Annotated in this window: 24 protein-coding genes and 1 tRNA gene; 6 read left to right on the top strand and 19 right to left on the bottom strand. The window is 69.7% G+C overall.

What is annotated here, in order from left to right; all coding sequences use genetic code 11:
- Nucleotides 1-155 precede the first annotated feature (155 nt).
- Entirely contained in the window at nt 156-1,370 is a 1,215-nt protein-coding gene (locus AC07FN_RS01385; RefSeq protein ID WP_478393802.1) for a macrolide family glycosyltransferase, read from the top strand.
- Nucleotides 1,363-2,124 carry an FkbM family methyltransferase gene (locus AC07FN_RS01380; RefSeq protein ID WP_478393801.1) on the top strand — a complete coding sequence of 254 codons (762 nt, stop codon included), beginning with the start codon at nt 1,363-1,365 and terminating at the stop codon, nt 2,122-2,124. The genes AC07FN_RS01385 and AC07FN_RS01380 overlap by 8 nt, the downstream gene beginning before the upstream one ends.
- Nucleotides 2,125-2,180: 56 nt before the next feature.
- Here the strand turns inward: AC07FN_RS01380 and AC07FN_RS01375 are convergent, their stop codons facing one another.
- The 7 genes from AC07FN_RS01375 to dnaG form a co-directional block, all read right to left on the bottom strand.
- Nucleotides 2,181-2,894, bottom strand: a complete 714-nt coding sequence (locus AC07FN_RS01375) for a hypothetical protein (RefSeq protein ID WP_478393800.1) — start codon at nt 2,892-2,894, stop codon at nt 2,181-2,183.
- A complete protein-coding gene (locus tag AC07FN_RS01370; RefSeq protein WP_478393799.1) occupies nt 2,887-3,633 on the bottom strand; it encodes a hypothetical protein in 747 nt (248 codons plus the stop codon). The genes AC07FN_RS01375 and AC07FN_RS01370 overlap by 8 nt, the downstream gene beginning before the upstream one ends.
- Nucleotides 3,634-3,647: 14 nt before the next feature.
- Nucleotides 3,648-5,330 carry a WXG100 family type VII secretion target gene (locus AC07FN_RS01365; protein WP_478393876.1) on the bottom strand — a complete coding sequence of 561 codons (1,683 nt, stop codon included), beginning with the start codon at nt 5,328-5,330 and terminating at the stop codon, nt 3,648-3,650.
- Between the two features lie 448 nt (nt 5,331-5,778).
- Nucleotides 5,779-5,851, bottom strand: a tRNA-Asn gene (locus AC07FN_RS01360).
- Nucleotides 5,852-5,961: 110 nt separating this feature from the next.
- Entirely contained in the window at nt 5,962-6,720 is a 759-nt protein-coding gene (locus tag AC07FN_RS01355) for a trans-aconitate 2-methyltransferase (RefSeq protein ID WP_478393798.1), read from the bottom strand.
- A gap of 66 nt (nt 6,721-6,786) precedes the next feature.
- Nucleotides 6,787-7,326 carry a hypothetical protein gene (locus AC07FN_RS01350; protein ID WP_478393797.1) on the bottom strand — a complete coding sequence of 180 codons (540 nt, stop codon included), beginning with the start codon at nt 7,324-7,326 and terminating at the stop codon, nt 6,787-6,789.
- Nucleotides 7,323-9,215 carry a DNA primase gene (gene dnaG / locus AC07FN_RS01345; protein WP_452612018.1) on the bottom strand — a complete coding sequence of 631 codons (1,893 nt, stop codon included), beginning with the start codon at nt 9,213-9,215 and terminating at the stop codon, nt 7,323-7,325. Before dnaG ends, AC07FN_RS01350 begins: the two co-directional genes overlap by 4 nt.
- A 68-nt stretch (nt 9,216-9,283) precedes the next feature.
- Between dnaG and AC07FN_RS01340 the strand changes: the two genes are divergently transcribed.
- The gene (locus AC07FN_RS01340) at nt 9,284-10,177 is read left to right on the top strand and encodes a sigma-70 family RNA polymerase sigma factor (RefSeq protein ID WP_478393796.1); all 894 of its coding nucleotides are present in this window, start codon (nt 9,284-9,286) and stop codon (nt 10,175-10,177) included.
- An 82-nt stretch (nt 10,178-10,259) separates the two neighbouring features.
- Here AC07FN_RS01340 and AC07FN_RS01335 read toward each other — a convergent pair whose 3' ends face one another.
- The 5 genes from AC07FN_RS01335 to AC07FN_RS01315 all read right to left on the bottom strand — a co-directional run bounded on the left by AC07FN_RS01335 (nt 10,260) and on the right by AC07FN_RS01315 (nt 15,378).
- On the bottom strand, nt 10,260-11,354 hold the full coding sequence (locus tag AC07FN_RS01335) for a serpin family protein (RefSeq protein ID WP_478393795.1): 1,095 nt from the start codon (nt 11,352-11,354) through the stop codon (nt 10,260-10,262).
- Between the two features lie 110 nt (nt 11,355-11,464).
- A complete protein-coding gene (locus AC07FN_RS01330) occupies nt 11,465-11,650 on the bottom strand; it encodes a hypothetical protein (RefSeq protein ID WP_132489332.1) in 186 nt (61 codons plus the stop codon).
- Nucleotides 11,651-11,833: 183 nt separating this feature from the next.
- On the bottom strand, nt 11,834-13,132 hold the full coding sequence (locus tag AC07FN_RS01325; RefSeq protein ID WP_478393794.1) for a deoxyguanosinetriphosphate triphosphohydrolase: 1,299 nt from the start codon (nt 13,130-13,132) through the stop codon (nt 11,834-11,836).
- Nucleotides 13,133-13,210: 78 nt separating this feature from the next.
- Nucleotides 13,211-13,867, bottom strand: coding sequence for a YdcF family protein (locus tag AC07FN_RS01320; RefSeq protein ID WP_358579837.1), 657 nt, complete (start codon nt 13,865-13,867; stop codon nt 13,211-13,213).
- 125 nt (nt 13,868-13,992) lie between these two features.
- A complete protein-coding gene (locus AC07FN_RS01315; RefSeq protein WP_452612235.1) occupies nt 13,993-15,378 on the bottom strand; it encodes a glycine--tRNA ligase in 1,386 nt (461 codons plus the stop codon).
- Between the two features lie 284 nt (nt 15,379-15,662).
- On the opposite strand from AC07FN_RS01315, the gene AC07FN_RS01310 reads away from it, so the two are divergent.
- Complete coding sequence (locus tag AC07FN_RS01310; RefSeq protein ID WP_452612023.1) at nt 15,663-16,127, top strand: ArsR/SmtB family transcription factor; 465 nt, start codon at nt 15,663-15,665, stop codon at nt 16,125-16,127.
- The gene (locus AC07FN_RS01305; protein WP_358579831.1) at nt 16,124-16,549 is read left to right on the top strand and encodes a Fur family transcriptional regulator; all 426 of its coding nucleotides are present in this window, start codon (nt 16,124-16,126) and stop codon (nt 16,547-16,549) included. Before AC07FN_RS01310 ends, AC07FN_RS01305 begins: the two co-directional genes overlap by 4 nt.
- A gap of 95 nt (nt 16,550-16,644) precedes the next feature.
- Here AC07FN_RS01305 and AC07FN_RS01300 read toward each other — a convergent pair whose 3' ends face one another.
- From AC07FN_RS01300 to recO, 5 genes are all read right to left on the bottom strand, one after another.
- On the bottom strand, nt 16,645-17,343 hold the full coding sequence (locus AC07FN_RS01300; protein ID WP_478393793.1) for a TIGR03943 family putative permease subunit: 699 nt from the start codon (nt 17,341-17,343) through the stop codon (nt 16,645-16,647).
- Nucleotides 17,343-18,347: a permease gene (locus tag AC07FN_RS01295; protein ID WP_478393792.1), complete on the bottom strand. Its 1,005-nt coding sequence runs from the start codon at nt 18,345-18,347 to the stop codon at nt 17,343-17,345. The genes AC07FN_RS01300 and AC07FN_RS01295 overlap by 1 nt, the downstream gene beginning before the upstream one ends.
- 234 nt (nt 18,348-18,581) lie before the next feature.
- The gene (locus AC07FN_RS01290) at nt 18,582-19,010 is read right to left on the bottom strand and encodes a hypothetical protein (RefSeq protein WP_478393791.1); all 429 of its coding nucleotides are present in this window, start codon (nt 19,008-19,010) and stop codon (nt 18,582-18,584) included.
- Entirely contained in the window at nt 19,010-19,840 is an 831-nt protein-coding gene (locus AC07FN_RS01285; protein ID WP_478393790.1) for an isoprenyl transferase, read from the bottom strand. The genes AC07FN_RS01290 and AC07FN_RS01285 overlap by 1 nt, the downstream gene beginning before the upstream one ends.
- Nucleotides 19,841-19,907: 67 nt before the next feature.
- The gene (gene recO / locus AC07FN_RS01280; RefSeq protein WP_478393789.1) at nt 19,908-20,705 is read right to left on the bottom strand and encodes a DNA repair protein RecO; all 798 of its coding nucleotides are present in this window, start codon (nt 20,703-20,705) and stop codon (nt 19,908-19,910) included.
- 80 nt (nt 20,706-20,785) lie between these two features.
- Here recO and AC07FN_RS01275 point away from each other — a divergent pair, with 80 nt between their 5' ends.
- Complete coding sequence (locus tag AC07FN_RS01275) at nt 20,786-21,142, top strand: DUF4190 domain-containing protein (RefSeq protein ID WP_478393788.1); 357 nt, start codon at nt 20,786-20,788, stop codon at nt 21,140-21,142.
- Here AC07FN_RS01275 and AC07FN_RS01270 read toward each other — a convergent pair.
- Both AC07FN_RS01270 and AC07FN_RS01265 read right to left on the bottom strand, forming a co-directional pair.
- Entirely contained in the window at nt 21,139-21,534 is a 396-nt protein-coding gene (locus AC07FN_RS01270) for a DUF2752 domain-containing protein (protein ID WP_452612029.1), read from the bottom strand. The genes AC07FN_RS01275 and AC07FN_RS01270 overlap by 4 nt on opposite strands.
- A gap of 23 nt (nt 21,535-21,557) precedes the next feature.
- Nucleotides 21,558-22,082, bottom strand: coding sequence for a CD225/dispanin family protein (locus tag AC07FN_RS01265; RefSeq protein ID WP_478393787.1), 525 nt, complete (start codon nt 22,080-22,082; stop codon nt 21,558-21,560).
- Nucleotides 22,083-22,230: the final 148 nt, after the last annotated feature.

Below are 22,230 nucleotides of genomic sequence, written 5' to 3'. Positions count from 1 at the left end.
GAATCTTCCGATGCTGTCCAAGATTCGCCGCAACCGCGCGGAAGTTCGGGTAGGCTCCGCGGCGTCGACCGCCTCGGATCCGGGGCGGTCCGCTGACTTTCCGGCCACTGCGGGGAGTTCGCCGCGCGCTACGGGCGCGGGCGATGGGGAGGATCATGGGCAAGCACTTCGCGTTCGTCTCGCTCGCCGCGCACGGTCATGTGAACCCGACGCTGCCGCTGGTGGAGGAACTGGTGGCCCGCGGCCACCGGATCAGCTACGCGACCGGCGGCGACCAGGCCGCGGCGGTCCGGCGGGCGGGCGCGACGCCGGTGGAGATGCCGTGGCACGTCGAGCTGGCCGGGTTGGCGGGGCACGGCTACACCGCGGAGAACCTGATCAAGATGATGGACGCGGGTATCGAAGAGCTGATCACGACGTACGACGAGCTGGCGAGCCCGTTCCGGGCCGACCGCCCGGACTGCGTGTGCTTCGACGTCATGGGCCTGCCCGGCCGCGCCCTGGCCGCCGAACTCGGGGTGCCGGGCGTGGGCCTGGCGCCGAACATGGTCGGCAACGAGCACTTCTCGCTGCAGCAGCAGATGTGGCCGGCCGACCTCGACCACACCGATCCGAGGCTGTTCACGAGCGGCCAGAAGCTCGCCGGATTCGCGCACCGGCGGGGCCTGCCGCTGCAGGCGCTGCTGCCGACAGCGGCCCGCGCCGGGCTGAACCTGGTCTTCCTGCCGCGGAAGTTCCAGATCGCGGGCGAGACGTTCGGCCCGGAGTTCCGCTTCCTCGGCCCGGCCCTGCCCGGACGAGCCCGCCCGGGCGACTGGTCACCGCCGGCAACGGACGCGCCGATCCTGCTCATCTCCCTGGGGACGGTGTTCAACGACCGACCGGACCTGCTGAGGCTGTGCGTCGAGGCGTTCGCCGACACGCCCTGGCACGTCGTCATGGCAACCGGCCGCGCCAACCCGCCAGATCCACTTTCGGCGAACTTCGAGGTGCATCAACAGGTTCCGCAGCTAGCGGTGCTGCGGCACGCATCGGCGTTCGTGTCGCACACCGGCATGGGGTCCACAATGGAATCCCTGCTGCACGGCGTCCCGCTGGTGTCGCTCCCCCAGACGCCCGAGCAGGGTTTCAACGGCAGGCGCGCCGCCGAACTGGGCCTGGGACGCGCGGTGGACCCGGAAGCGGTGACCGCGGCGGAGCTGCGCGCGGCGGTCGAAGAGCTCGCGGCGGATCGGGCCGTGCGGGACAACTTGGCCAGGTGGCGGGAAGAACTGCGCAGCACCGATGCGGCGGCGCGAGGTGCCGACGCGTTGACGGAGTTCCTGGCCGGCGACCCCGGCTCGGTGGCGAAGGGTGGAGTGGATGTCTGACCTGGACCTCGTCGAGGTGGCCGAGGGATTCGAGTGCTACACCCCGGCGACCGGGAACCCGGTGCTGACCGAGGCGAAGCTGATCTACGAAGAGATCTTCGGCCGAAACACGTACCTGACCGGCCTGGCCCCGATCAACCCGAAGGGCCTGGTGGTGGACGCGGGAGCGAACATCGGCCTGTTCACGCTGTTCATCAAGCAGAACTACCCGGACGCATCGGTGCTAGCGGTGGAACCGATCCCGAACAACGTCGAATCCCTGCGCGCGAACATCCGCCACCACAACGTCTCCGATGTCACGGTCCACGCGACGGCCCTGTCGGACGCGCCGGGAAGGGCGGAGTTCTACTTCTTCCCATCGATGCCGGGAAACTCAACGTCCCACCTAGCGGAAAAGCTCAAGGACAAGCAAACGGTGGCGAAGTACGCGAACCCGACGATAGCGGAACAGCTCTACCGAAACGAAGCGCTCCAGGTCCCCACCACGCCACTGTCGGACCTCCTACCCCCGAATGCCGAGATAGACCTGATCAAGATGGACATAGAGGGAAGCGAAGAAGCAGCCCTGAGAGGAATAGCGGAAGAGGACTGGCCCCGCATCAAGCAACTAGCAATAGAGGTCCACGAAACAAGGTCCACACTAGACAGAATCCTGAAAACCCTGACGGCCAGAGGCTTCAAAGCAAGAGCCCAAACCCCCGAAGAAGCCCCAAAAGGAATAGACAACAGAATAGTCTACGCAACCCGCCCCTGACGCCATCGGCCGACAGTCGAAGGCGTGCGGGAAACCGGCCAGCGGCCGCGAAGCGATCAGCGGCTCGACAAGAACTGCTCGAACGCGGCCTTGTGAGCATCGGCATCACCGGAGCGGACGAACAGGGTGGAACCGTCCGCGAAGTCCATCCGCAAGAACCCCGAGTTCGGGATGCTCCGGCCCAGGCGAACGGCGTGCATCCGAGCGATCCGCGCCAAAGGGACCTCGAAGTAGGAGACCGGCGCGTCTCCGGACTGCGACGAGATGCCTTCGGCCGCGCGCTGCACCTGGTGAACAACCGCCCTGGCCCGATCGAAGAATCCTCCGGCGGAGTGCGCTTCCGGCTCTGCCGCTGCGAGGTGCTTCCCCGCCACCACGACGGCCAGCCGGTGCGTGGTGAGGACTACGAACGCCTCACCAGGAACGTTCGCAATGTGGTCGCCGAACAGCGCGGCGTCGAGCTCCGGCGCGGCGGAGAGAACCCACCACATGATCGAGGGGTCATCCGCCCACTCATCGGCCAGGAACGCGCCGCTGGTGACTAGCTCGCTCGGGAGGGGCCAGTTCGGCGTTCCGACCAAAGAACTCCTGACCGCGGACATCGGGGCGTGCGGGACGTTGACCCGCTGAGCCACTACCGATCCCACGTAGCCCTGGGACGGAAGCTCGATCCACAGGACGGACTCGCGCTCGGCCACCCAATGCTGTTCCAGAAGCGGCTTCCACTTCTCGCGCAGCAGTTGCTGGTCCTGAAGCGTCAGATCAGCCACGATTCCCGCCGTTCGTCGCATCGACCATGGCACGCGCGCCCAGCGCCGAGTTCGCGTTCAGCACGAAGCCAGACCCGTCAGGCAGCAGGAGAGCGCAGTGCCGGACCTGGTCCGGGTACCTGGTGTCCCCAGCCAGCCGGCAGCCGGCGACGTCGCTCCGGGCCAGTTCGAACCAGGCGAGCACCTCCTCGCCCCGCAGCGGCTCGCCAGGTTTGTTCTTCCCGAACTCCTCAGGGGATCTCCCCACCAACGCGCGGCCCACGTCTCCCCAGCCCCGGCCGAGCTGGCGGATGCCGTCCGAAGCCCCTTCATTCTTCGGCTCCACGACGGGTACGAGCACGCCCAGCCGCGTAGGTGTCAGGACCCACAACTGCCGGTACGTTCCACCTCGCTCCGGTGCTTCAGAACGGATGAGGCGCATCGCCGAACAATCCGGCATCGACCCGACAACGGTGAGATCCGGTGAACGCTTGGTGCTTCGCGGTCCCCGGTCGTCGGTGCCGCCGAACGCTGCGGTCAGAAGACCTGTGACCGCAGCGTCGCCGGCGGAAGCCACCGCCCGCCCAGCCGCACGGGCGAACCTGCTACCGGTGGTCTTCTTCGGGAACCCGTTCTCGTCGCACCCCGCCACTCGATAGGTCTCACCGACCTGCCACACGGCCCACAGGATCGGCTCACCTGCCTGGCACCACCACTGCCGGGCTACGAGCGCCGCTCCGAGCTTGCCCGACACCGTCACGATTCATCGTCTCCTCAGACCTGGAAGCCGCGTTCTTCCGCCGCCTTGCGGTCTTCATCGCTCGACGGGTCCACTGCCTTGTCGTATCCGTACTTGACGCCCTGCTCAACACCTTCCTGGAACACGGCCTGACTGCCCTGATGGATGACAGCGTCCTGCCACCGCGCTTCACCACCCAGGCCAAGCGTCCCCAGCCCGGCCTGCACGACATTCGCCGCCAGCGCTCGCTCGCCCGTGGCGCTCTCCAATTCCGGCTTCAAGTCACCGCTCAAGGTGGTCTTCAGGTTGCCGTGGTGGTCGGTTTGCGCAACCACCGTACCGTCATCGCTGCGGACCGCCTGGTGCGAAAAGCGGTTCCCGGTGGTGGAGGCCATCGACGCGTTCTCCCGCGCTTCGTCGACTGCTTGCCGCGCCCTGTTCAACGCAGTCTGAGCGCCGGGTTCACCGCGCTGGACCGCCTCTTCCGCCTGTTTCAGAGCCTTCTGAGCATCACGGAGGTCGCCCGTATCTCCACGGGTTAGCGTCTTCGCCAACGGGTTGGCGTCGATCTTGCGCGCTGCCCATTGCTCGAGCTTGTTACCGTTGCGCAGGCCGTCCATCTTCTCCACGACCTTGCGGAGCGGGCCTTTTCGCAACATCTGGAGCAGGTCTTCCAGCTTGGTGACAAGTGGCTTCAGCTTGTGAACCAGGTTCGCGATCTTGGTGCCCAACCGAGTTCCGGTGATCGCGACCTGGGAGGCGGTCAGCCCGGAGGCCGCACCGACGGAAGCGCCCGCCGTGATCCACGATGCGGCCAGCGCGGCGATCCACTCGATGATCAGGCCGATGACCAGTTCCTGAATGATGTCGATGACCATCTCGACGAACGCGTCGAACAGGTCCGCAGCGAGATCCAGCATCTGCTTGAGCCCGCGCACATCGGTGGCGAACGCTTTCGTGCCATCGGTGAACTCGTGAAGCTGCTTGCGGAACGCGTCCCCGGCCTGGCCTTCCCAAACGGGCCGGGTCGCGTCGGCGCGCTGCTTCTCCTGCTCGCCCAGCTTCTCCAACCACTCGGCGACCTGCTCCCAGCCTTTTCCCGTACTGCGCATCTGCTCGGGGTCACCGATAGCCGGTTCCAGGACGAACTCGACGAGCGGGCTGATCACCAGCGAGATCAGGAATCCGAGACCGTTGTCGATGAACGACTGGCCTGGGCTGGTGACCAGCTGCAGCTGCTCCATGCGGGCGTTGACCGTCGCAATTGCGATGTCAGGCGGGGTGTCCGCCTTGGCCAGATCCTGGCCGGCCGAGACGGTGGACATGCCGTACCCGGCTGTCTGAGCCATGAAGCTCCGCTGACCACCGGCGCTGTTGACACCTGCCAACGTGGCGGGTCCCGCGCCGGATGCCGCCATTCCGGCTACATCGATCTTGCCTAAGTTGTCGGCCTCGCCTCGGTCGGTCTCCGCGTAGTCCTTCGCGCATTCGCCCACTGCTTCCGAAATGTGCTGCATGAATGCACCGGCCTGCTTCCCCAGGTCACGGCACTCCGCCAGCGATTCGAAGTAAGCAGAAGCGAGGAACTCCCCGATGGGCCCGAAGCAGTCGTCGCTGACCCGAGCCTGCTCGAGCACTGCGGAAAGCTGGTCGAGGTGCTGCGCTACACCTGCCGATCCCGTGCTGTGCGCCGACAGCGCATCCGGCGCCACCTTCATCGTCACGCCGCATCACCGCAAGTACGAGTCGCCGCAATCGTCAGAGCGGACCGCCCGCCGCAGGGCGCCGGAATTGTCTTTTCCACGCGCCGACCCGCTTGCACGGCCCGTCCCTCGAGCCTCCGCATCATCCACGAGATGCGGTCCGATGGCTGTGCCACGATCCTCCCCCAATACCTCTTCCACCCCCATTGCGGACAGTGATGCTATCGATACAGAGGGGCGAACCAGGCGGCTTCGAAGCAAAACCCTTGTGACACATTGCACCGCCCATGCACGACCAAGCGATCTTTCGCTCGGCGCGCGGGCTGCGCCGGCCGGAAAATCACGACGATCAATGGTCGATGCGCCCAGCTTCCATCCCAGGGGCAAGGCGCCGCGGATCCGCACCCTTCGAAAACAAATCAGCCCAAAAGAAGAACCCCAGGCCGCTGGCCTGGGGTCTGCGCTCCTCCGACTGGACTCGAACCAGTAACCCTTCGGTTAACAGCCGAATGCTCTGCCAATTGAGCTACGGAGGAATGTTTCGTTGTTGTCAGCCCTTGTCGCGCTGACATGACTACTCTAGCCCATGCCTCCCGGGCCCTTCACCGGACCCCCCTCTTATTGATCCTTCTCGCGAAATCACAGGTCAGCGGCGGTGCGCCACGACGAAGATGCGGCGGAACGGGAACCAGGTCGTGCCGTCGTCCCGCCTCGGGTACGCCGCCGCCAGGCGTGGCGCCAGCTCCGCCCTGAATTCCGCCCACTCCGCGTCGTCCAGCGCCGTCCGGACCGGCCGCAGGGCCGTGCCCGTGACCCACTCCAGCACCGGGTCCGCTCCGGTCAGCGCGTGGACGTAGGTCGTCTCCCAGGCGTCGACCTCCGCCCCGAGGTCGGAGAGCACGTCCGCATAGCCGGTCGGCGGCAGCACCGCGTCCGGGCGCAGCACGCCGCTCACCTGGCCGCGCCAGCGCGGCTCGGCGGCAAGCTCTCGGATCGTCACGTGCGACGGCGATTCGAAGTTGCCCGGCACCTGGAAGGCGAACCAGGCTCCGGCCGGCAGCTGGGGCAGCCAGCGCTGCAGCAGCTCCACGTGCTCCGGCACCCATTGCAGGACGGCGTTGCAGAGCACGACATCCGTGTCCGGCAACGGCTTCCAGTCCCGCACGTCCTCCTGCTTCGCGGCCACGCCGCGGGCTTGGGCCGCCGCGACCATCTCCGGCGATGCGTCCGTCGCCTCGACCGCCGCTTCTGGCCACCGGTCGGTCAGCAGCGAGGTCAGGTTTCCAGCACCGCAGCCGAGATCCACCACCCGGCGCGCCTGGGACGCGCCGACCCTGGCCATCAGGTCGTGGGCCGGGCGGTCGCGGTGGTCACTGAACGACAGGTACTTCTGCGGATCCCACACGTCCACACCTCCGTAAACAGTACGTCCGTACTGTATATCCGGAGTGCGGCCGGTGTCGAGGGAAAGTCAGTCCCGCTCAGGGCCTTTCGCCTGCTGCAAGCGTTCCGCGACGGTCGCGGCGAACTCGGCCACCGCCGCCTCGTCCGCTCCCCGATCCGGCCGGACCTGCAACAGGATCCCGTCCCGGCCGGGCACCTTGCGCTGCACGAACCACGCTCCCCCGCCGGGCAGGTCCCGGTGGTGGCGGGAGCGGATGGACTGGTTGACGCGTTCGTGCACGACGTCGGGCAACCGGCTCGATCCGGTCAGTTCGAGCCGGCGACCAGGCAGGTCGCGCAGCAGCACCGCGTCGCCCGCCGCCCCGGCTTCCTCCGCCTCGATCACGGTGAGCACGCCGTTGTTCCAGGTCGCTTTGCTGAGCAGGTGCCAGCCGAGGCGGCGGCCCTCCGGCAGCCACAGCCCCAGGTGCGTGGCGACCAGCGCGCCCTCGGTCGTCTTCGCCACCGCGAGGACCTGCTCCTCGGCGTCGAGCGTGCCGGGGAAGTCCGCCGGCACGTCGGCCGTGCCGCTCAGCCGCGCGACGAGCTGCCGCAGCCAGGCGATCACAGCGTCCCCATGGCCTGGTCCAGCAGCGCCTTGCGGTAGCCCTCCAGCGCGACCATGTCGCCGAACAGCGCGTTGTACTCCTCCGCGTCCTCCAGCGGCGACATCCGCTGCACCTTCGACTTGATGTCCGCGATCTGCCTGCTGACCAGCCGCTCCTGCAACCGGGCGATCAAGGCCGCGACGTAGCGCGGGTCCTCCTCCGACTGGTTCTCCAGCTTCTCCACCGAGAGCAGCGTGAGCAGGCTGCGCGTGGCCTCGTTCTCGCACTGCTGCGACACCGCGTCCACGTACGCCGCGCCGGAGAGCCCGGACACCGTGCCGCCTGCGGCCAGCAACGCCCGGTGCAGCTCGGCGTACGCGGGCTCGGTGAACGCTTCCTCCGGCAGAGCGTCGTACAGCGGGCCCGCCAGCGAGGGCACCTGAAGCGCCGCCTTCAGCGCCTCCCGCTGCAGGAACCGCGGGTCGTGCCGGGGCGGGCGCTTCGGGAGGTCGACGTCCATGCCCAGTGACTGCTGCGCCTCGTCCTGCCTCGGACGGCGCCGCGTCTGGCGCACCGGGGCGCCGGAGCTCTGCCGGACCCGGCGCACCACCTGGTTCTCGTCGTTCCAGCCGGCCCACCAGGCCAGCTTCGCGGCATAACCGTCGCGGCGGGCCGGGTCCTTGATCTGCGCGACCAGCGGGACCGTGCGCTTCAGCGCCGCGACCCGGCCGTCGACGGAGTCCAGGTCGTATTCGGTGAGCAGGCTGCGGATGGCGAACTCGAACAGCGGCCGCCGACGGGCGACCAGGTCGCGCACCGCCGCGTCGCCCTTGGCCTCCCGCAGCTCGCACGGGTCCATGCCGTCCGGGGTGATCGCCACGTAGGTCTGGCTGGCGAACTGCTGCTCGCCGTCGAAGGCTTTCAACGCGGCCTTCTGCCCGGCCTCGTCGCCGTCGAAGGTGAAGATGACCTCGCCGCGGAACGCGTCGTCGTCCATCATCAGCCGGCGCAGCACCGAGATGTGGTCGTCGCCGAACGCCGTGCCGCAGGACGCCACCGCCGTCGGCACGCCGGCCAGGTGCATCGCCATCACGTCGGTGTAGCCCTCGACCACCACCGCCTGGCGGCGCTTGGCGATCTCCCGCTTGGCCAGGTCGATGCCGAAGAGCACCTGCGACTTGTTGAAGATCGGGGTGGCCGAGGTGTTGACGTACTTGGCCTCGATCGGATCGTCGTCGAAGATCCGCCGCGCGCCGAAGCCGACCACGTCGCCGCTGAGGTCCTTCAGCGGCCACAGCAGGCGCCGGTGGAACCGGTCGATCGGGCCGCGGCGCCCCTCCTTGGACAGGCCGCCCTTGATCAGCTCATCGAGCTCGAAGCCCTTCATCAGCAGGATCTTGGTGAGCTTGTCCCAGCCGGCCGGCGCGAAGCCGCAACCGAAGCGCGCGGCCGCCGCCTCGTCGAAACCGCGCTGCGTCAGGTACTCCCGCGCCTTCAGCGCCTCCGGGGAGCGGAGCTGTTCCGCGTAGAACTCGGCGGCGATGCGGTGCGCCTCGACCATCCGGGCGCGCGTGCCGCGATCCCGCTTCGGGCCCGGCGTGCCGCCTTCGTACTGCAGCTGCAGGCCCACCCGGTCGGCCAGCCGCTCGACGGATTCGACGAAGCCGAGGTGCTCGATCTTCATCAGGAAGGCGATGACGTCGCCGCCCTCGCCGCAGCCGAAGCAGTGGAACGTGCCGTGGCTGGGCCGGACGTTGAACGACGGGGTCTTCTCGTCGTGGAACGGGCACAGGCCCTTCTGCGCGCCGCCGCCGGCGTTGCGCAGGGCGACGTATTCCCCGACCACATCGTCGATCCGGTTGCGATCGCGCACTTCGGCGATGTCGCTTTCCCGGATCCTGCCTGCCACGCACCCAGTCTAGGGGCATCGTGATCGTCACGTTCGAGGTGGCTTGCCCGTGCGGCAGAATCTCGGCTGTGCCCGCAACGAACACCGACCTGGCCACGGAATTCGACCAGCACCGGAGCCGGCTGATCGGCATCGGCTACCGGCTCACGGGCCGGATCGCCGACGCCGAGGACGCGGTCCAGGACGCGTGGCTGCGGCTGGCGTCGACCGATCGCGAGACGATCCGCGACCTGACGGGCTGGCTGACCACCGTGGTCAGCAGGCTGTGCCTGGACCGGATGCGCTCGGCCGCCGTCCGGCGCGAGCAGTACGTCGGACCGTGGCTGCCGGAACCGCTGGTGACCTCGCTCGACGCGGACCCGGGCGACATCGTGGCGACCCAGGACGACCTGCGGATGGCGGCGATGCGGGTGCTGCACGAGCTGCCGCCGGACCAGCGGCTGGCGTTCGTGCTGCACGACGGCTTCGACGTGCCGTTCGCCGAGATCGCCGAGGTGGCCGGGTGCAGCGTGGCGGCCGCGCGGCAGCACGCGGCGCGGGCGCGGCGGGCGATGGCCGACGCCGACCCGCCGGAGCGGGTTCCGCTGCCCGAGCAGCAGCAGGTGCTGGAGGAATTCCTCACCGCGGTGGCGTCGAAGGACCTCGAAGCGATCACCCGGGTGCTGCACCCGGCGGTAGCGGTCTACGGCGACAGCGGCGGCAAGGCCCGCACCGCGCGGCGCCCGGTGGTGGGCATCGACAAGGTCGCCCGGTTCATCGTGGGGCTCATGGAGAAGTACGGCGACGGCCTGGTCGAGAACATCCGGCCGGTGATGGTGAACGGCGACCTCGGCGTGATGTTCATGGGCAACGACGCCGAGACGGCCGCCCCGCGGGTGTTCACCATGGCGGTGCGGGACGGCCGCCCGGCGGCGATCTTCGACATCGTCAACCCGGACAAGCTCACCCGCGTCCCCTGGTGACCAGCAAGCCGTGCGTGTTTTGGGGCGTTATAGCGCCCCGAAACACGCACGGCCTGGGTGACCAGGAGAAACGACCCCCGGATCAGCTCGGGTCGGTGACGCGGGCGAGGAAGTAGAGGGCGCCCGTGGCCTGGTGGCGCACCAGGAACAGGAACGGCCGGTCGACCTCGACCCGGATCGGGTCCGGTTCCCGGACGATCGCGGTCAGCCGCATCATCACCGCCGTCGCGGCGGCGCCTTCGAGGCCGCTCTCATCGACTTCGAGCACCGCCTGGTGCACGACCGTCGAAACCCGCAGCGGCTGATCGGTCAGCGGCGAGAAGTCCGCGTCGGGGGTGAAGAGCTCCTGCACGCCGAGCGCGCCGAGCGACCTGGTCAGCTCGGCGTCGCCGGTGACGTCGAACTTCGGCAGGAACAACTCCACCCGCTGCTGCTCGACGGCCGCGAGGAGCCGGCGCAGCTGCGTGGCGTCGAGTTCCGGCTCCGCCGTCGCCAGGTCGGCGTCCGGCAGCAGCACCACGGCCTCGACGCCACCGGCCGCCGGCAGGCTGACGACCTGCCAGCCTTCGGCGGCGGCGTAGCCGAGGCGACGGGTGGCGCGCATGGTCGGCGCGTCGCGGTCACCCGCAGGGGCGTGGAACGGCCGCCGGTCGGTGGCCTTCTCGTCGAACGCCTCCCGCCACGAAACCTTCAGGTAGAGGGCGTTGACCAGGGCAGCGACCGTGTCCGCGACCACCGAACCCGGGCTCAGCAGCTCGGGGATCAGATCTCGCGTCGTCTCCGCGACGTCGGCGTTGATCAGCTTCCGGGCATCCTCCGGGGCGGTCCGGAAGGGCGCGTGGCGCACCGCGCTACCCGGCCAGTCCTCCAGCGCGGTCAGGTAGGACTGGTGGATCGGGAGATCCGCGTGCGCCCACAGGGTGTTGGCCACCGCCAGCACGGGCGGCTCGGCGGACGGGCCACCGGAGAGCTCGGCGGCGCCGCCGAGCAGTTTCAGCAGCCCCGCCGGGTCGTCGCGCAGCGCGGTGACCAGTTCGTCCCTGGTCCGGCCGCCGGTCGCGGTCGCGGCCAGGCCGAGCGCGCTGGCCACCGAGTACGGCGACCAGCAGAACGGGGTGTTCGCCGGCGGAGCGAGCCGCCGGTGCAGGGACAGGCTGAAGTCGAGGTGTTCGCTCACGGCCGCTGGGCTCCGTTTCCGCGTCGGCTGACTCGGGGCTGATCCCGAGTCTGCCAGCCGAACGGCCGACGGTGGGCGCGAGCGATTGGCGGGTTCTCGCCCGCTACGCCCTAACGGACGGATTCCTCGATGTCGGACAGACCCATCAGGCGGAGTTCCTGGGCGATGTAGTGGGCCGCGCGCTGGGCCGCCGGGTCCTGCCACCGCAGGTCCCGGACCCAGTCGGCCAGGTTGTCGGTGTTCACGTACGGCTCGCCGCCGACGACGAGCTTCTGGATGTAGTGCCGGTTGCGCATCGGGGTCTCCTTGCGACCCGGGTTTCGGGGCCGGGCCGCGGGCTGCACCGAACGGTCTCGGATCAGCCGGACGGGGATCGGGGGTGGTGCCGTCGGCGTTCGAGGCTCGCCGAGCAACACACTGAGTAAGAATTCTGGGGGCGAAACCCAGATCAACTCTCCCCTTTCGGATTAACGTCACATCTATTTGGACACGTTCCGTACATGCTTTCGATGCCAGGAGATCGCCTGCGCGTCCGTCAGCGACGAGACCTGGTCCAGCACCACCCGCAGCCGGGCCCGATCGTCACCCGCCCGGTGCCAGGCCGGGGCCATCGCCGGATCCAGCGACTCCGGGGCCCGCTCGGCCAGCGCCCACACCAGCTCGGTCAGCAGCGCCCGCTGCCGCTCCTGCATGCGCAACCGCTGCGGGTCGCTCATCACGTACCGCAGCGCGACGGCCTTGAGCACCGCGACCTCCGCCACCACCGGCTCCGGCACGACCAGCTCCGCGCGGTAGCGGGTCAACGGCCCGGGCCCGAAGCGCTCCACCGTCCCGGTCACCGCCGCGGCCACGAACCGCCCGACCAGCTCGCTGGTGAGCCGCTTCAGCGCGATCTGCGCGCGGAACGTGCCGTCGTAGTCCAGCACCGCGTCCACCACCGGCCACCGCACCAGCTCCGCCGCCGCGTGGTCGAGCAGCCCCGCGGTGTCGCCCGAGCCGTCGCCCCAGAAGTACTTCGCGGCCATCCGGACGATCTCCGCGCGCTCCTCGCCGCTGGTCAGCGAGCGCAGCGAGATCCGCCCCGACAGCACCCCGTCCTCGACGTCGTGCACCGAGTAGGCCACGTCGTCGGACCAGTCCATCACCTGGGCCTCCAGGCACCGGCGACCCTCCGGCGCGCCGTCGCGCAGCCACTCGAACACCGCCAGGTCGTCCGGGTAGGCACCGAACTTGGCCTCGCCCGGGCGCTTCGGCCACGGGTACTTCGTCGCCGCGTCCAGGCACGCGCGGGTCAGGTTCAGGCCGCGGCCGACGTCGTCCGAGCCGGCCAGCTTCGGCTCCAGCCGGGTGAGGATGCGGAGGGTTTGCGCGTTGCCCTCGAAGCCGCCGCAGCCATCGGCCAGGTCGTTCAGCGCCCACTCGCCGTTGTGCCCGAACGGCGGATGCCCGATGTCGTGCGCGAGCCCGGCGGTGTCCACCAGGTCCGGATCGGCGCCCACCGCTGCGGCGATGCCGCGCCCGATCTGCGCCACTTCCAGCGAGTGCGTCAGCCGGGTGCGCGGCACATCGCCCTCTTCCGGGCCCACGACCTGCGTCTTCCCCGCCAGCCGGCGCAGCGCCGCCGAGTGCAGGACCCGCGCCCGGTCCCGCGCGAACGGGTTTCGGTCGTCCGACCGGGCCTCGGCGGGCACGGCCGACTTCGGCGGCTCGGGCAGCAGCCGCCGCAGGTCGTGCGCGTCGTAGCCGGGCATGGCACCCGTGGGGTCTCCGGAGCTCATCCCGCTCAGATTACGGTGCGAACCCGACGGACCACCGCATTCCGGCGGCGGTGCCGCGGCGTCGACCCACCCGGGTCATCAGCCCAGGCCGTCGCCGGCGATCTCCGCCGGCGCGTGCGTGAGCCGGTAGTACAGCAACGCGCCGGTTTCCCGGACGATGTACTTGAACTGGACCTCGCGGGTCTGCACCACGGGTCCGGACCGGGCCGGGGACGCCCACGCGTCGAGCCCGAAGTCGCTGGCCATCGTCCGCGCCCGCAGCGAGTGCCAGGGGTCGCTCACGATGAGGGCGCTCGTCCAGCCCCGCTGCTGGGAGATGTCGGCGACCGCCTGCAGGCTGCCCAGCGTGTCGCTGCCGACGTCGACGTCGACGATCTTGTCCGCGGGTACCCCGTTCCCGGTCAGCCACTTCTTGCTGGCCTGCGCCTCGGTGAAGGCATCGCCGGGCAGCCGGCCGCCGACCGTGACGATGTACTGGGTCAGGCCGTCCTGGTAGAGCTCCAGGGCCTGTTCGAGCCGCGCGGCGAGCACGTCCGAGGGCTTGCCGTGGTACTGGGCGGCGCCGAGCACGACCACGATGTCCACCGGCCGCCGGTCGTCGGAGCGAGCCACCTGCCACACCCGGAACGCGGTTCCGCCGATCACCAGCAGCACCACCAGCAAGGCACCGACCAGGACGCGTCCGAACACCCGGCCTGCGGGCCGGCGCCGGTGGGCGGCTCGATGGGGGCTCACGTTGGCATCCTCGCAGATCTTCGGGTCCGCCGGGGCAGGCCGGGCGCGGGAAATCCAACCGGCCCAACCACTTTCGAAAAAAACGGGCCGGTGGCGTCCGAGAACACCACCGGCCCGAGCCCGGATCAGCAGCCGAGGAGGCGAACCGCCAGGTACTCCTCCAGCTTGTCCATCGCCACCCGCTCCTGCGACATCGTGTCGCGCTCGCGGACGGTGACGGCGTGGTCGGACAGCGAGTCGAAGTCGATGGTCACGCAGAACGGCGTGCCGACCTCGTCCTGCCGGCGGTAGCGGCGGCCGATCGCGCCGGCGTCGTCGAAGTCGACGTTCCAGTTGCGGCGCAACTGCGCGGCGATGTCGCGGGCCTTCGGCGACAGCTCGGCGTTGCGCGACAGCGGCAGCACGGCCACCTTCACCGGCGCCAGTCGGCGGTCCAGCTTCAGGACCACGCGCTTGTCCACGCCACCCTTGGCGTTCGGCGCCTCATCCTCGTGGTAGGCGTCGATCAGGAACGCCATCATCGGCCGGCCGACGCCCGCGGCGGGCTCGATCACGTACGGCCGGTACCGCGAGTTGCTGGCCTGGTCGAAGTACGACAGGTCGATGCCGGAGTGGTTCGAGTGCGTGGTGAGGTCGAAGTCGGTGCGGTTGGCGATGCCCTCCAGCTCGCCCCACTCCTGACCGCCGAACCGGAACCGGTACTCGATGTCGACGGTGCGCTTCGCGTAGTGCGAGAGCTTCTCCTTCGGGTGCTCGAACTCCCGCAGGTTGTCCCGGCTGATGCCCAGGTCGGCGTACCAGTTCATGCGCTGGTCGATCCAGTACTGGTGCCACTGCTCGTCCTCGCCGGGCTCGACGAAGAACTCCATCTCCATCTGCTCGAACTCGCGGGTCCGGAAGATGAAGTTGCCGGGCGTGATCTCGTTGCGGAACGACTTGCCGATCTGGCCGATGCCGAACGGCGGCTTCTTCCGCGCGGTGGTCATCACGTTGGCGAAGTTGACGAAGATGCCCTGCGCGGTCTCCGGCCGCAGGTAGTGCATCCCCTCCTCGCTCTCCACCGGGCCGAGGAACGTCTTGAGCATCATGTTGAACTCGCGCGGCTCGGTGTACTGGCCGCGGGTACCGCAGTTGGGGCACGGGACGTCGGAGAGGTCGTCCTCGGCGATCTCCTTGCCGGTGCGCTCGGAGTACTCCTCGGCGAGCTGGTCGGCGCGGAAGCGGTGGTGGCAGGAGGTGCACTCCACCAGCGGGTCGTGGAAGGCGGTGACGTGGCCGGACGCCTCCCAGACCGGGCGGGGCAGGATCACCGACGAGTCCAGGCCGACGACGTCGTCGCGGCCCTGCACCATCGACTTCCACCACTGGCGCTTGATGTTGTCCTTGAGCTCGACGCCGAGCGGACCGTAGTCCCAGGCCGACCGCGTACCGCCGTAGATCTCGCCGGACGGGTAGACGAAACCACGGCGCTTGCAGAGATTGACGATCGTGTCGATCTGGTCGGCGGGCACGTTCACTCCGGAATCATCGCTGGACTGCATCGAACCAGCTGGTCGGGCTGGAGTTTCCCAGCGTACCGATCCCGGACCGGGTGACGTTCGCCCGGGCTCGCCACCCGGGCGACGCGGTGGCGCCGACGGGGCGCGCGGTATTGATGTGACAGGTCAGGCCGGGCGTACCCGTAGGATGGAGGGCGCGAAGCGTCCCGTGCGCAGGTCACCGTTCGGGTGGCCTGCCCGACCGACGCCACCGCAGGCAGGCGACGCCGCGTGGAGGCCTCGCCGGAAAGGAAGCGATGCCCGCCGTCAGCCCGCAATCCGAGCCGACCCGGTCGACCGCGGGCTTGGACGGCCTCGACGACCACGTGCACTCCCCGGATCGGGACGCGCACCCGGTCCCGATGCGGGACCAGCGGATCCTGGTCGAGGCCGGCGAGCTGCTGCGGGCGCTGGCCGCCCCGGTGCGCATCGCGATCGTCCTGCAGCTGCGGGAGTCGGAACGCTGCGTGCACGAGCTGGTCGACGCGCTCGGCGTCGCCCAGCCGCTGATCAGCCAGCACCTCCGGGTGCTGAAGTCCGCCGGGGTCGTGCACGGCGAGCGGCACGGCCGCGAGGTCGTCTACCGCCTCGTGGACGAACACCTGGCGCACATCGTGGTGGACGCCGCCGCGCACGCGGAGGAGATCTCCGGCGTGCGGTCGCGCGGTTCGGCGCCACGTTCCATCGCACCCAACTCCCGACAGGAGACGGAGACAGCGTGACCACCGGCGAGGGTCCCACGGTCGGCGTACCGGGACTGCGGGCCACCAAGCAGCGAGCGGCGGTTTCGAACCTGCTGGACCAGGTCGACGACTTCCGCTCCGCCCAGGAACTGCACGAGGAGCTGCGGCGGCAGGGCGAGGGCATCGGCCTGACCACGGTCTACCGCACGCTGCAAACCCTGGCCGACGCGGGCGAGGTCGACGTGCTGCGCACGCCGACCGGCGAGGCGGTCTACCGGCGTTGCTCCAGCCACCACCACCATCACCTGGTGTGCCGGCACTGCGGGCGGACCGTGGAGGTGGCCGACCCGCCGGTGGAGAACTGGGCCGAGCGGATCGGCCAGGAGCACGGCTTCTCCGACGTCAGCCACACGGTCGAGATCATCGGCACCTGCCCCGACTGCACCGCCCGCGGCCTCTGACGCTCCTGGAATTCCAGACTCGTTCGCGCAGCGGTGCGGGTAGCGGAACCTCGGAGGCGCCGAGCCTGCGGCGTTGACCAGATCGTGCGACCCGGTCAGTACTCGTAGGTGTCCTGCGGAGCCGGGATCGGGCGGATCAGGATCGTGTCCAGCGTCGGGACGTAGTCGTTGGCTTCGGTGGCCGAGCCCGGCCGCAGCCTGCCGGTCACCTCGATCCACGTGTCCGCCGGGAGCTCCGCCGCCTGCGGCGGGGCCGCGAGCTCGACCTTCACCGGCGCCGCGTCCGCCGCGCAGCAGCTGATCCGCATCCTGGCGAGCTGCGTCGTCCCCGGCGTCAGGTGCACGACGAAGCCCTGCAGGCGCACCGCCCGGCCGTTGAGGGCGCCGCTTCCGTCCCAGATGGCGCGGGTGACGAACTCCGATACGCCCAGCAGCGGCGCCTGCTCGGGCGGCAGGTCCGGGAACAGGGATTCCCTCGGGGCCGCCGGCGCCGCCATCCGGTCGCGGGTCACCGAGTCCGAACCGAGGGCCGGCGGCGCGATCAGGAAGATCGCGAACACCGGCAGCAGGAGCATCCACGGGCTGCGCGTGCCGTGCTCGTGCTGCCCGGCCCCACCGGCCCGGATGTCGCGGACGATCGCGAAGATCGACAGCCCGATCATGACTGCCCCGGCGACCACCAGCCACGGGAACAGCGAGGGCTTGACGTAGCGGAGGTAGCTGCCGCCCAGCGCGATCTTGAGCAGCGCGCCGCCCAGCAGCAGCAACAGCAGGTTCTGGGTTTCCCGGCGCATCACGAACCTCCCAGCAGCAGGGCGCCGACACCGACCGCGCAGCCGATCGCCACCACGAACGTGGCGGGCGCGAACCGGGCGGCGAAGCGGCGGCCGAAGGCGCCGGACTGCAGCGCGATCAGCTTGAGGTCGACGGCCGGGCCGACGACGAGGAAGACCAGCTTCGGGATCAGCGGCAGGCCCGGCATCGACGCGACCACGAAGGCGTCGGCCTCGCTGCACAGCGCGAGGACCACCGCGAGCACCGCCATCACCAGCACGCCCAGCACCAGCTGGCCGCCGAGCGACTCCAGCCAGGACGCGGGCACGACGACGTTGAACACCGCCGACGTCAGGCCGCCGAGCACCAGGAATCCGCCCGCCTCGACCAGGTCGTGCCGGGCCGACTCGGCGAAGACCACCCACCGGCTGCCGGAACCGTGGTGCGCCTCGACCCGGTGCAGCGCACGCTCGGCGAACCATTCCGCCTTGCCCAGCCGGGCCCAGAGCCAGCCCATCACGCACGCCGTCAGCAGCGAACCGAGGAACCTGGCCAGCACCATCAGCGGCTCGTCCGGGAACGCGACCACGGTGGAGACCAGGACGATCGGGTTCACCGCCGGCGCGGCCAACAGGAACGCGAGCGCCGCGGCCGGCGCGACGCCCTGCTGCATCAGCCGCCGCGCCACCGGCACCGAGGCGCACTCGCAGCCGGGCAGCGCCACCCCGGCGACACCGGCCACCGGCACCGCGGCGGCGGGGTTGGCGGGCAACCAGCGGCGCAGCGCTCCCGGTGGGACGAACGCCGCGATCAGACCGCTGACCAGCACGCCGAGCACCAGGAACGGCATGGCCTGGACGCAGACGGCGACGAACACCGTCGAGCCGGTGCGCAGTGCGGGGACGTCCAGCAAGGCGCTCAGCTGCCCCTGGAACACCGCTGCCACGACCAGCAGGCCGCAGAGCACCTCCAACGAGGTGATGACGGGGCGCCGCGTGCGCGGCGGGTCGGCGATCTCGGTCACCGGGTCATCGTGCCAGTTCGAACTGATAATCGTTCGCACTAGGGGGTGAACCCACGTCTGCGCCCACTCGCCCCGAACCCATCACCCCTGCTCAAGCAGGGCACCGGCCACCGGGCCGCAAGCCCGGACCGACACACCGACGCGTCCCCCGGTCCCGTGACGGACCGCAATTTCAATGGAAATCGGACCTTCGATTTCCATTGAAATTGCGGTCCAGCCCCCGGTCCGGCGCCGCTAGTTGGTGGTGCCCTCGGGCTCGGCGAGGAGTTCGGTGCGCAGCTGGGACCCCGTCGCCACCACCAGCATCAGCAGGGTGCCCAGCGGCGCCGCCGCCATCCCCTCCGCCGGGAACGCGTAGCGCAAGGTCACGTCCATGCCGCGCTCGGTGCGGACCACCCCGAGCGTGCCGAACAGGCCCTGCCCCGCGCGCTCGGCGACCGACTGCGCGAGCTCGTCGGTGGGCGGCAGGTCCCAGGCGACCACGCAGGTCAGGCTCAGCACCGTCAGCCCGTCCGCGAGCTGCATCGCCTGCACCGCGCACGGGACATCGCCGTGCCGGAACGTGAGCGCGCCGTCGTCGTCGACGTGCACGTCGTGGTAGTTCTCCAGCGCTTCCTTCGCCGCGGTCAGCAACCGCGCGGTGGCTGCGGCCTCCTGGGTCATCAATTGCCCTCCTGGGCGGTTTCGGCCGCCGCCCGATCGATGGCCCCGCCGAACCGCCGGTCCCGGCGCGCGTACTGCTCGCACGCGCGCCACAGGTGCCGGCGATCCACGTCGGGGAACAGGGTGTCCTGGAAGACGAGCTCGGCGTAGGCCGACTGCCAGAGCATGAAGTTCGAGGTCCGCTGCTCGCCGGAAGGCCGGATGAACAGGTCCACGTCCGGCATGTCCGGCTGGTACAGGTAGCGGGCGATGGTGCGCTCGTCCACCCGTTCCGGGTTGATCTTCCCGGCCGCCACCAGCCGCGCGATCTCGCGCGCGGCGTCGCCGATCTCGGCCCGGCCGCCGTAGTTGACGCACATGGTCAGGTTCATGACCTCGTTGTTCTGCGTGCGGACCTCCGCGGACTGCAGCTCGTTCACCACGCTGCGCCACAGGCGCGGCTTCCGGCCCGCCCAGCGCACCCGCACGCCCAACCCGTCGAGCTCGTCGACGCGGCGCCGGATCACGTCGCGGTTGAAGCCCATCAGAAACCGGACCTCATCGGGGCTGCGCTTCCAGTTCTCGGTGGAGAAGGCGTACAGCGACAGCCACTTGACGCCGAGTTCGATCGCGCCGCGGGCCAGCTCCAGCACGACCGCCTCGCCGCGCTTGTGCCCCTCGATGCGCGGCAGCCCGCGCTCGTTGGCCCAGCGGCCGTTGCCGTCCATCACGATGGCGACGTGCTTGGGCACGAACTCCGGCGGCAACGCCGGCGGCTTCTCGCCGGAGGCGTGCGGTTCCGGCGTCCGCACGGTCGGGTCGTCCTTGCCCCGCCCACGGCGTCGCAACATAACTGGATTCTCCTTAGGACTGCTGGGCGTGAGGGTTTCATTGTCCTCGCCCGGGTCACACAGGGGCTCAGCGCCCGTCTTCGGCGGCGGCGACCAGCGCGGCATCGGCGGCCCGCTCCCGGATGAGCTCCGGCACGGTCCGCTCCACCAGCGGCAACGATCGCAACTGCCGTTCCATGTACCACTGCAGGTGCGCCGCGATGAGGCCGCTGGCCTCCCGGCGGACCGGATTCACGGCCGCCTCGGCGGAGGACCAGTCGCCGTGCAGCAGCGACTCCATCAACGGCAACGTGTGCACCGATGGCCGCACCGAACCGGCGGGCCTGCACTGGACGCACACCGCGCCGCCCGCCTGCACGTTGAAGGCGGCATGCGGGCCTGCCCCGCCGCAGCGCGCGCACTCGGTGAGCGCCGGCGCCCAGCCCGCGAAGGACATCGCCCGCAGCAGGAAGGCGTCCAGCACCTGCGAGGAGTCGCGCTCCCGCCCCGACAGCGCGCGCAGGGCGCCGATGGCCAGCAAGTAGAGGCGCAGCACCGGCTCGCCCTCCTCCGCGGCCAGCCGGTCGACGGTCTCCAGCACCGCGCAGGCCGCGGTGTAGCGCTGGTAGTCGTCGACGATGTGCGCGCCGAAGGCGTCCACGGTCTGCACCTGGGTGATCACGTCGAGCGTGCGTCCGGTGTAGAGCTGCACGTCGACGTGGCAGAACGGCTCGACCCTGGCGCCGAACCGCGACGTCGTGCGGCGCACTCCCTTGGCAACTGCCCGAACTTTGCCGTAGCGCCGGGTCAGCAAGGTTATGATCCGGTCTGCCTCACCCAGCTTCTGCACCCGCAGGACGACTGCGGTATCGCGGTAGAGGCTCACCCACCCATCATCACACCCGTGGGCGACGGCATCGAAGCCGCGCGGAAGAATCACCGGGCATTCCGCGTCGAAAGGACGTCATGACCTACCCGTACGACCAGAACCCCTACCAGCAGGCGCCGATGCCGTACGGGCCGGGTTATCCGATGATGCCGCGGAACAACGGCATGGCGATCGCCTCGATGTGCGTCTCGCTGGCCGCGATCTTCACCTGCTACGGCGCCATCCTCATCGGACCGGTCGGCGCGATCCTGGGCCACGTCTCGCTGCGCGAGATCAACCGGAACCCGAAGGCCTACACCAACCGCAGCATGGCGCTGACGGGCATCATCGTCGGATGGGTCGTGCCCGGTCTCTGGGCGCTGTTCATCACGTTCATGATCCTGGCCGCCACGGGAGTCCTCGGCACCGGCATCCAGAGCTCGTTCGACAACTAGACGTAGAGCGCGTCGAAGGGCGGGAACGGCAGGTTCCTGATCACCGACCAGACGGCGATCAGGACCAGCGCCACCAGCGGGGACCAGCGCCACTGCTCCCAGGTCGGGATCCGCCGACCGCGCCAGCGGCCCAGCACCCAGGCGCCCCAGGTCCACAGGAAGAACGGGATGAACGCGACCGCCGCCGCGTTGAAGTGCAGCGCCGCCAGCACGTCGCCGTGCAGCAGGCTGTAGAACATCCGCGTCGCGCCGCAGCCGGGGCAGTCGAGCCCGGTCAGCCACTTGACCGGGCAGGGCGGCAGCGGGAATCCGGCGTCGGAGGTGGGATCGGCGGCGAGCACGATCCCGGCCGCCGCGCAGCCGAGCAGCGCGGTCGCGGCCGGGAAAGCCATCGTTCGAAGGCGTGCGGCGACCATCAGTCCACTTGCGTGGCGGCGAAGCCGAACAGCGCGATCATGATCACGAAGTAGGCCACGATCGCCAAGATGTAGAGGCCCAGCAGGCTGGCGCCGACGATGACGGCGACCTTGCCCCACTTCTTGGCCTCGTTGGCGGACATCTGCGCCTGGTCGGGCAGGCCCTGGTACCAGAGCGAGTTGACCTGCAGCGCCTTGATCAGCGCCGGGATCCCGAAGGGCCAGCACACCAGGATTCCGGCGATGGCCCAGCCCAGGTTGTTGTTCACCGGCACGGGGGCGACGCCGAACTGCGCGGCGTAGGGGTTCGGCGCCATCGGCACCGGGTGGTGGACCGGCTGCTGAACCGTCGGCTGGTGAGCCATCGGCTGCTGGACCGGCTGGTCGACGGGCTGCTGCGCGATCGGCTGCTGGACCGGCTGGTCAGCAGGCTGCTGCGCGATCGGCTGCTCGGCCGGCTGCTGAACCGCCGGCTGCTCCGCCGGCTGCTGCGGAACACCGGTCGAGTCGGACGGTTCCGTCATTGTTCCCCCGGAGAAGTTGACGCGCGTCGTTGGGGGGGGAGGGGGGAGGGGGGGGAAAAGAAAAAAGCAACAAAGGTTTGGGGAGTCCCCAGGAAGGGAAGATGCAGAAAAAAAAAAACAAAAGCCACAAGGTCCTGAACCACCCACA

Source organism: Saccharopolyspora sp. NPDC045941 (assembly GCF_056431445.1).
The sequence above is the reverse complement of the archived record's forward strand: the minus strand, read 5'-3'. Positions and strand labels throughout refer to the sequence as shown.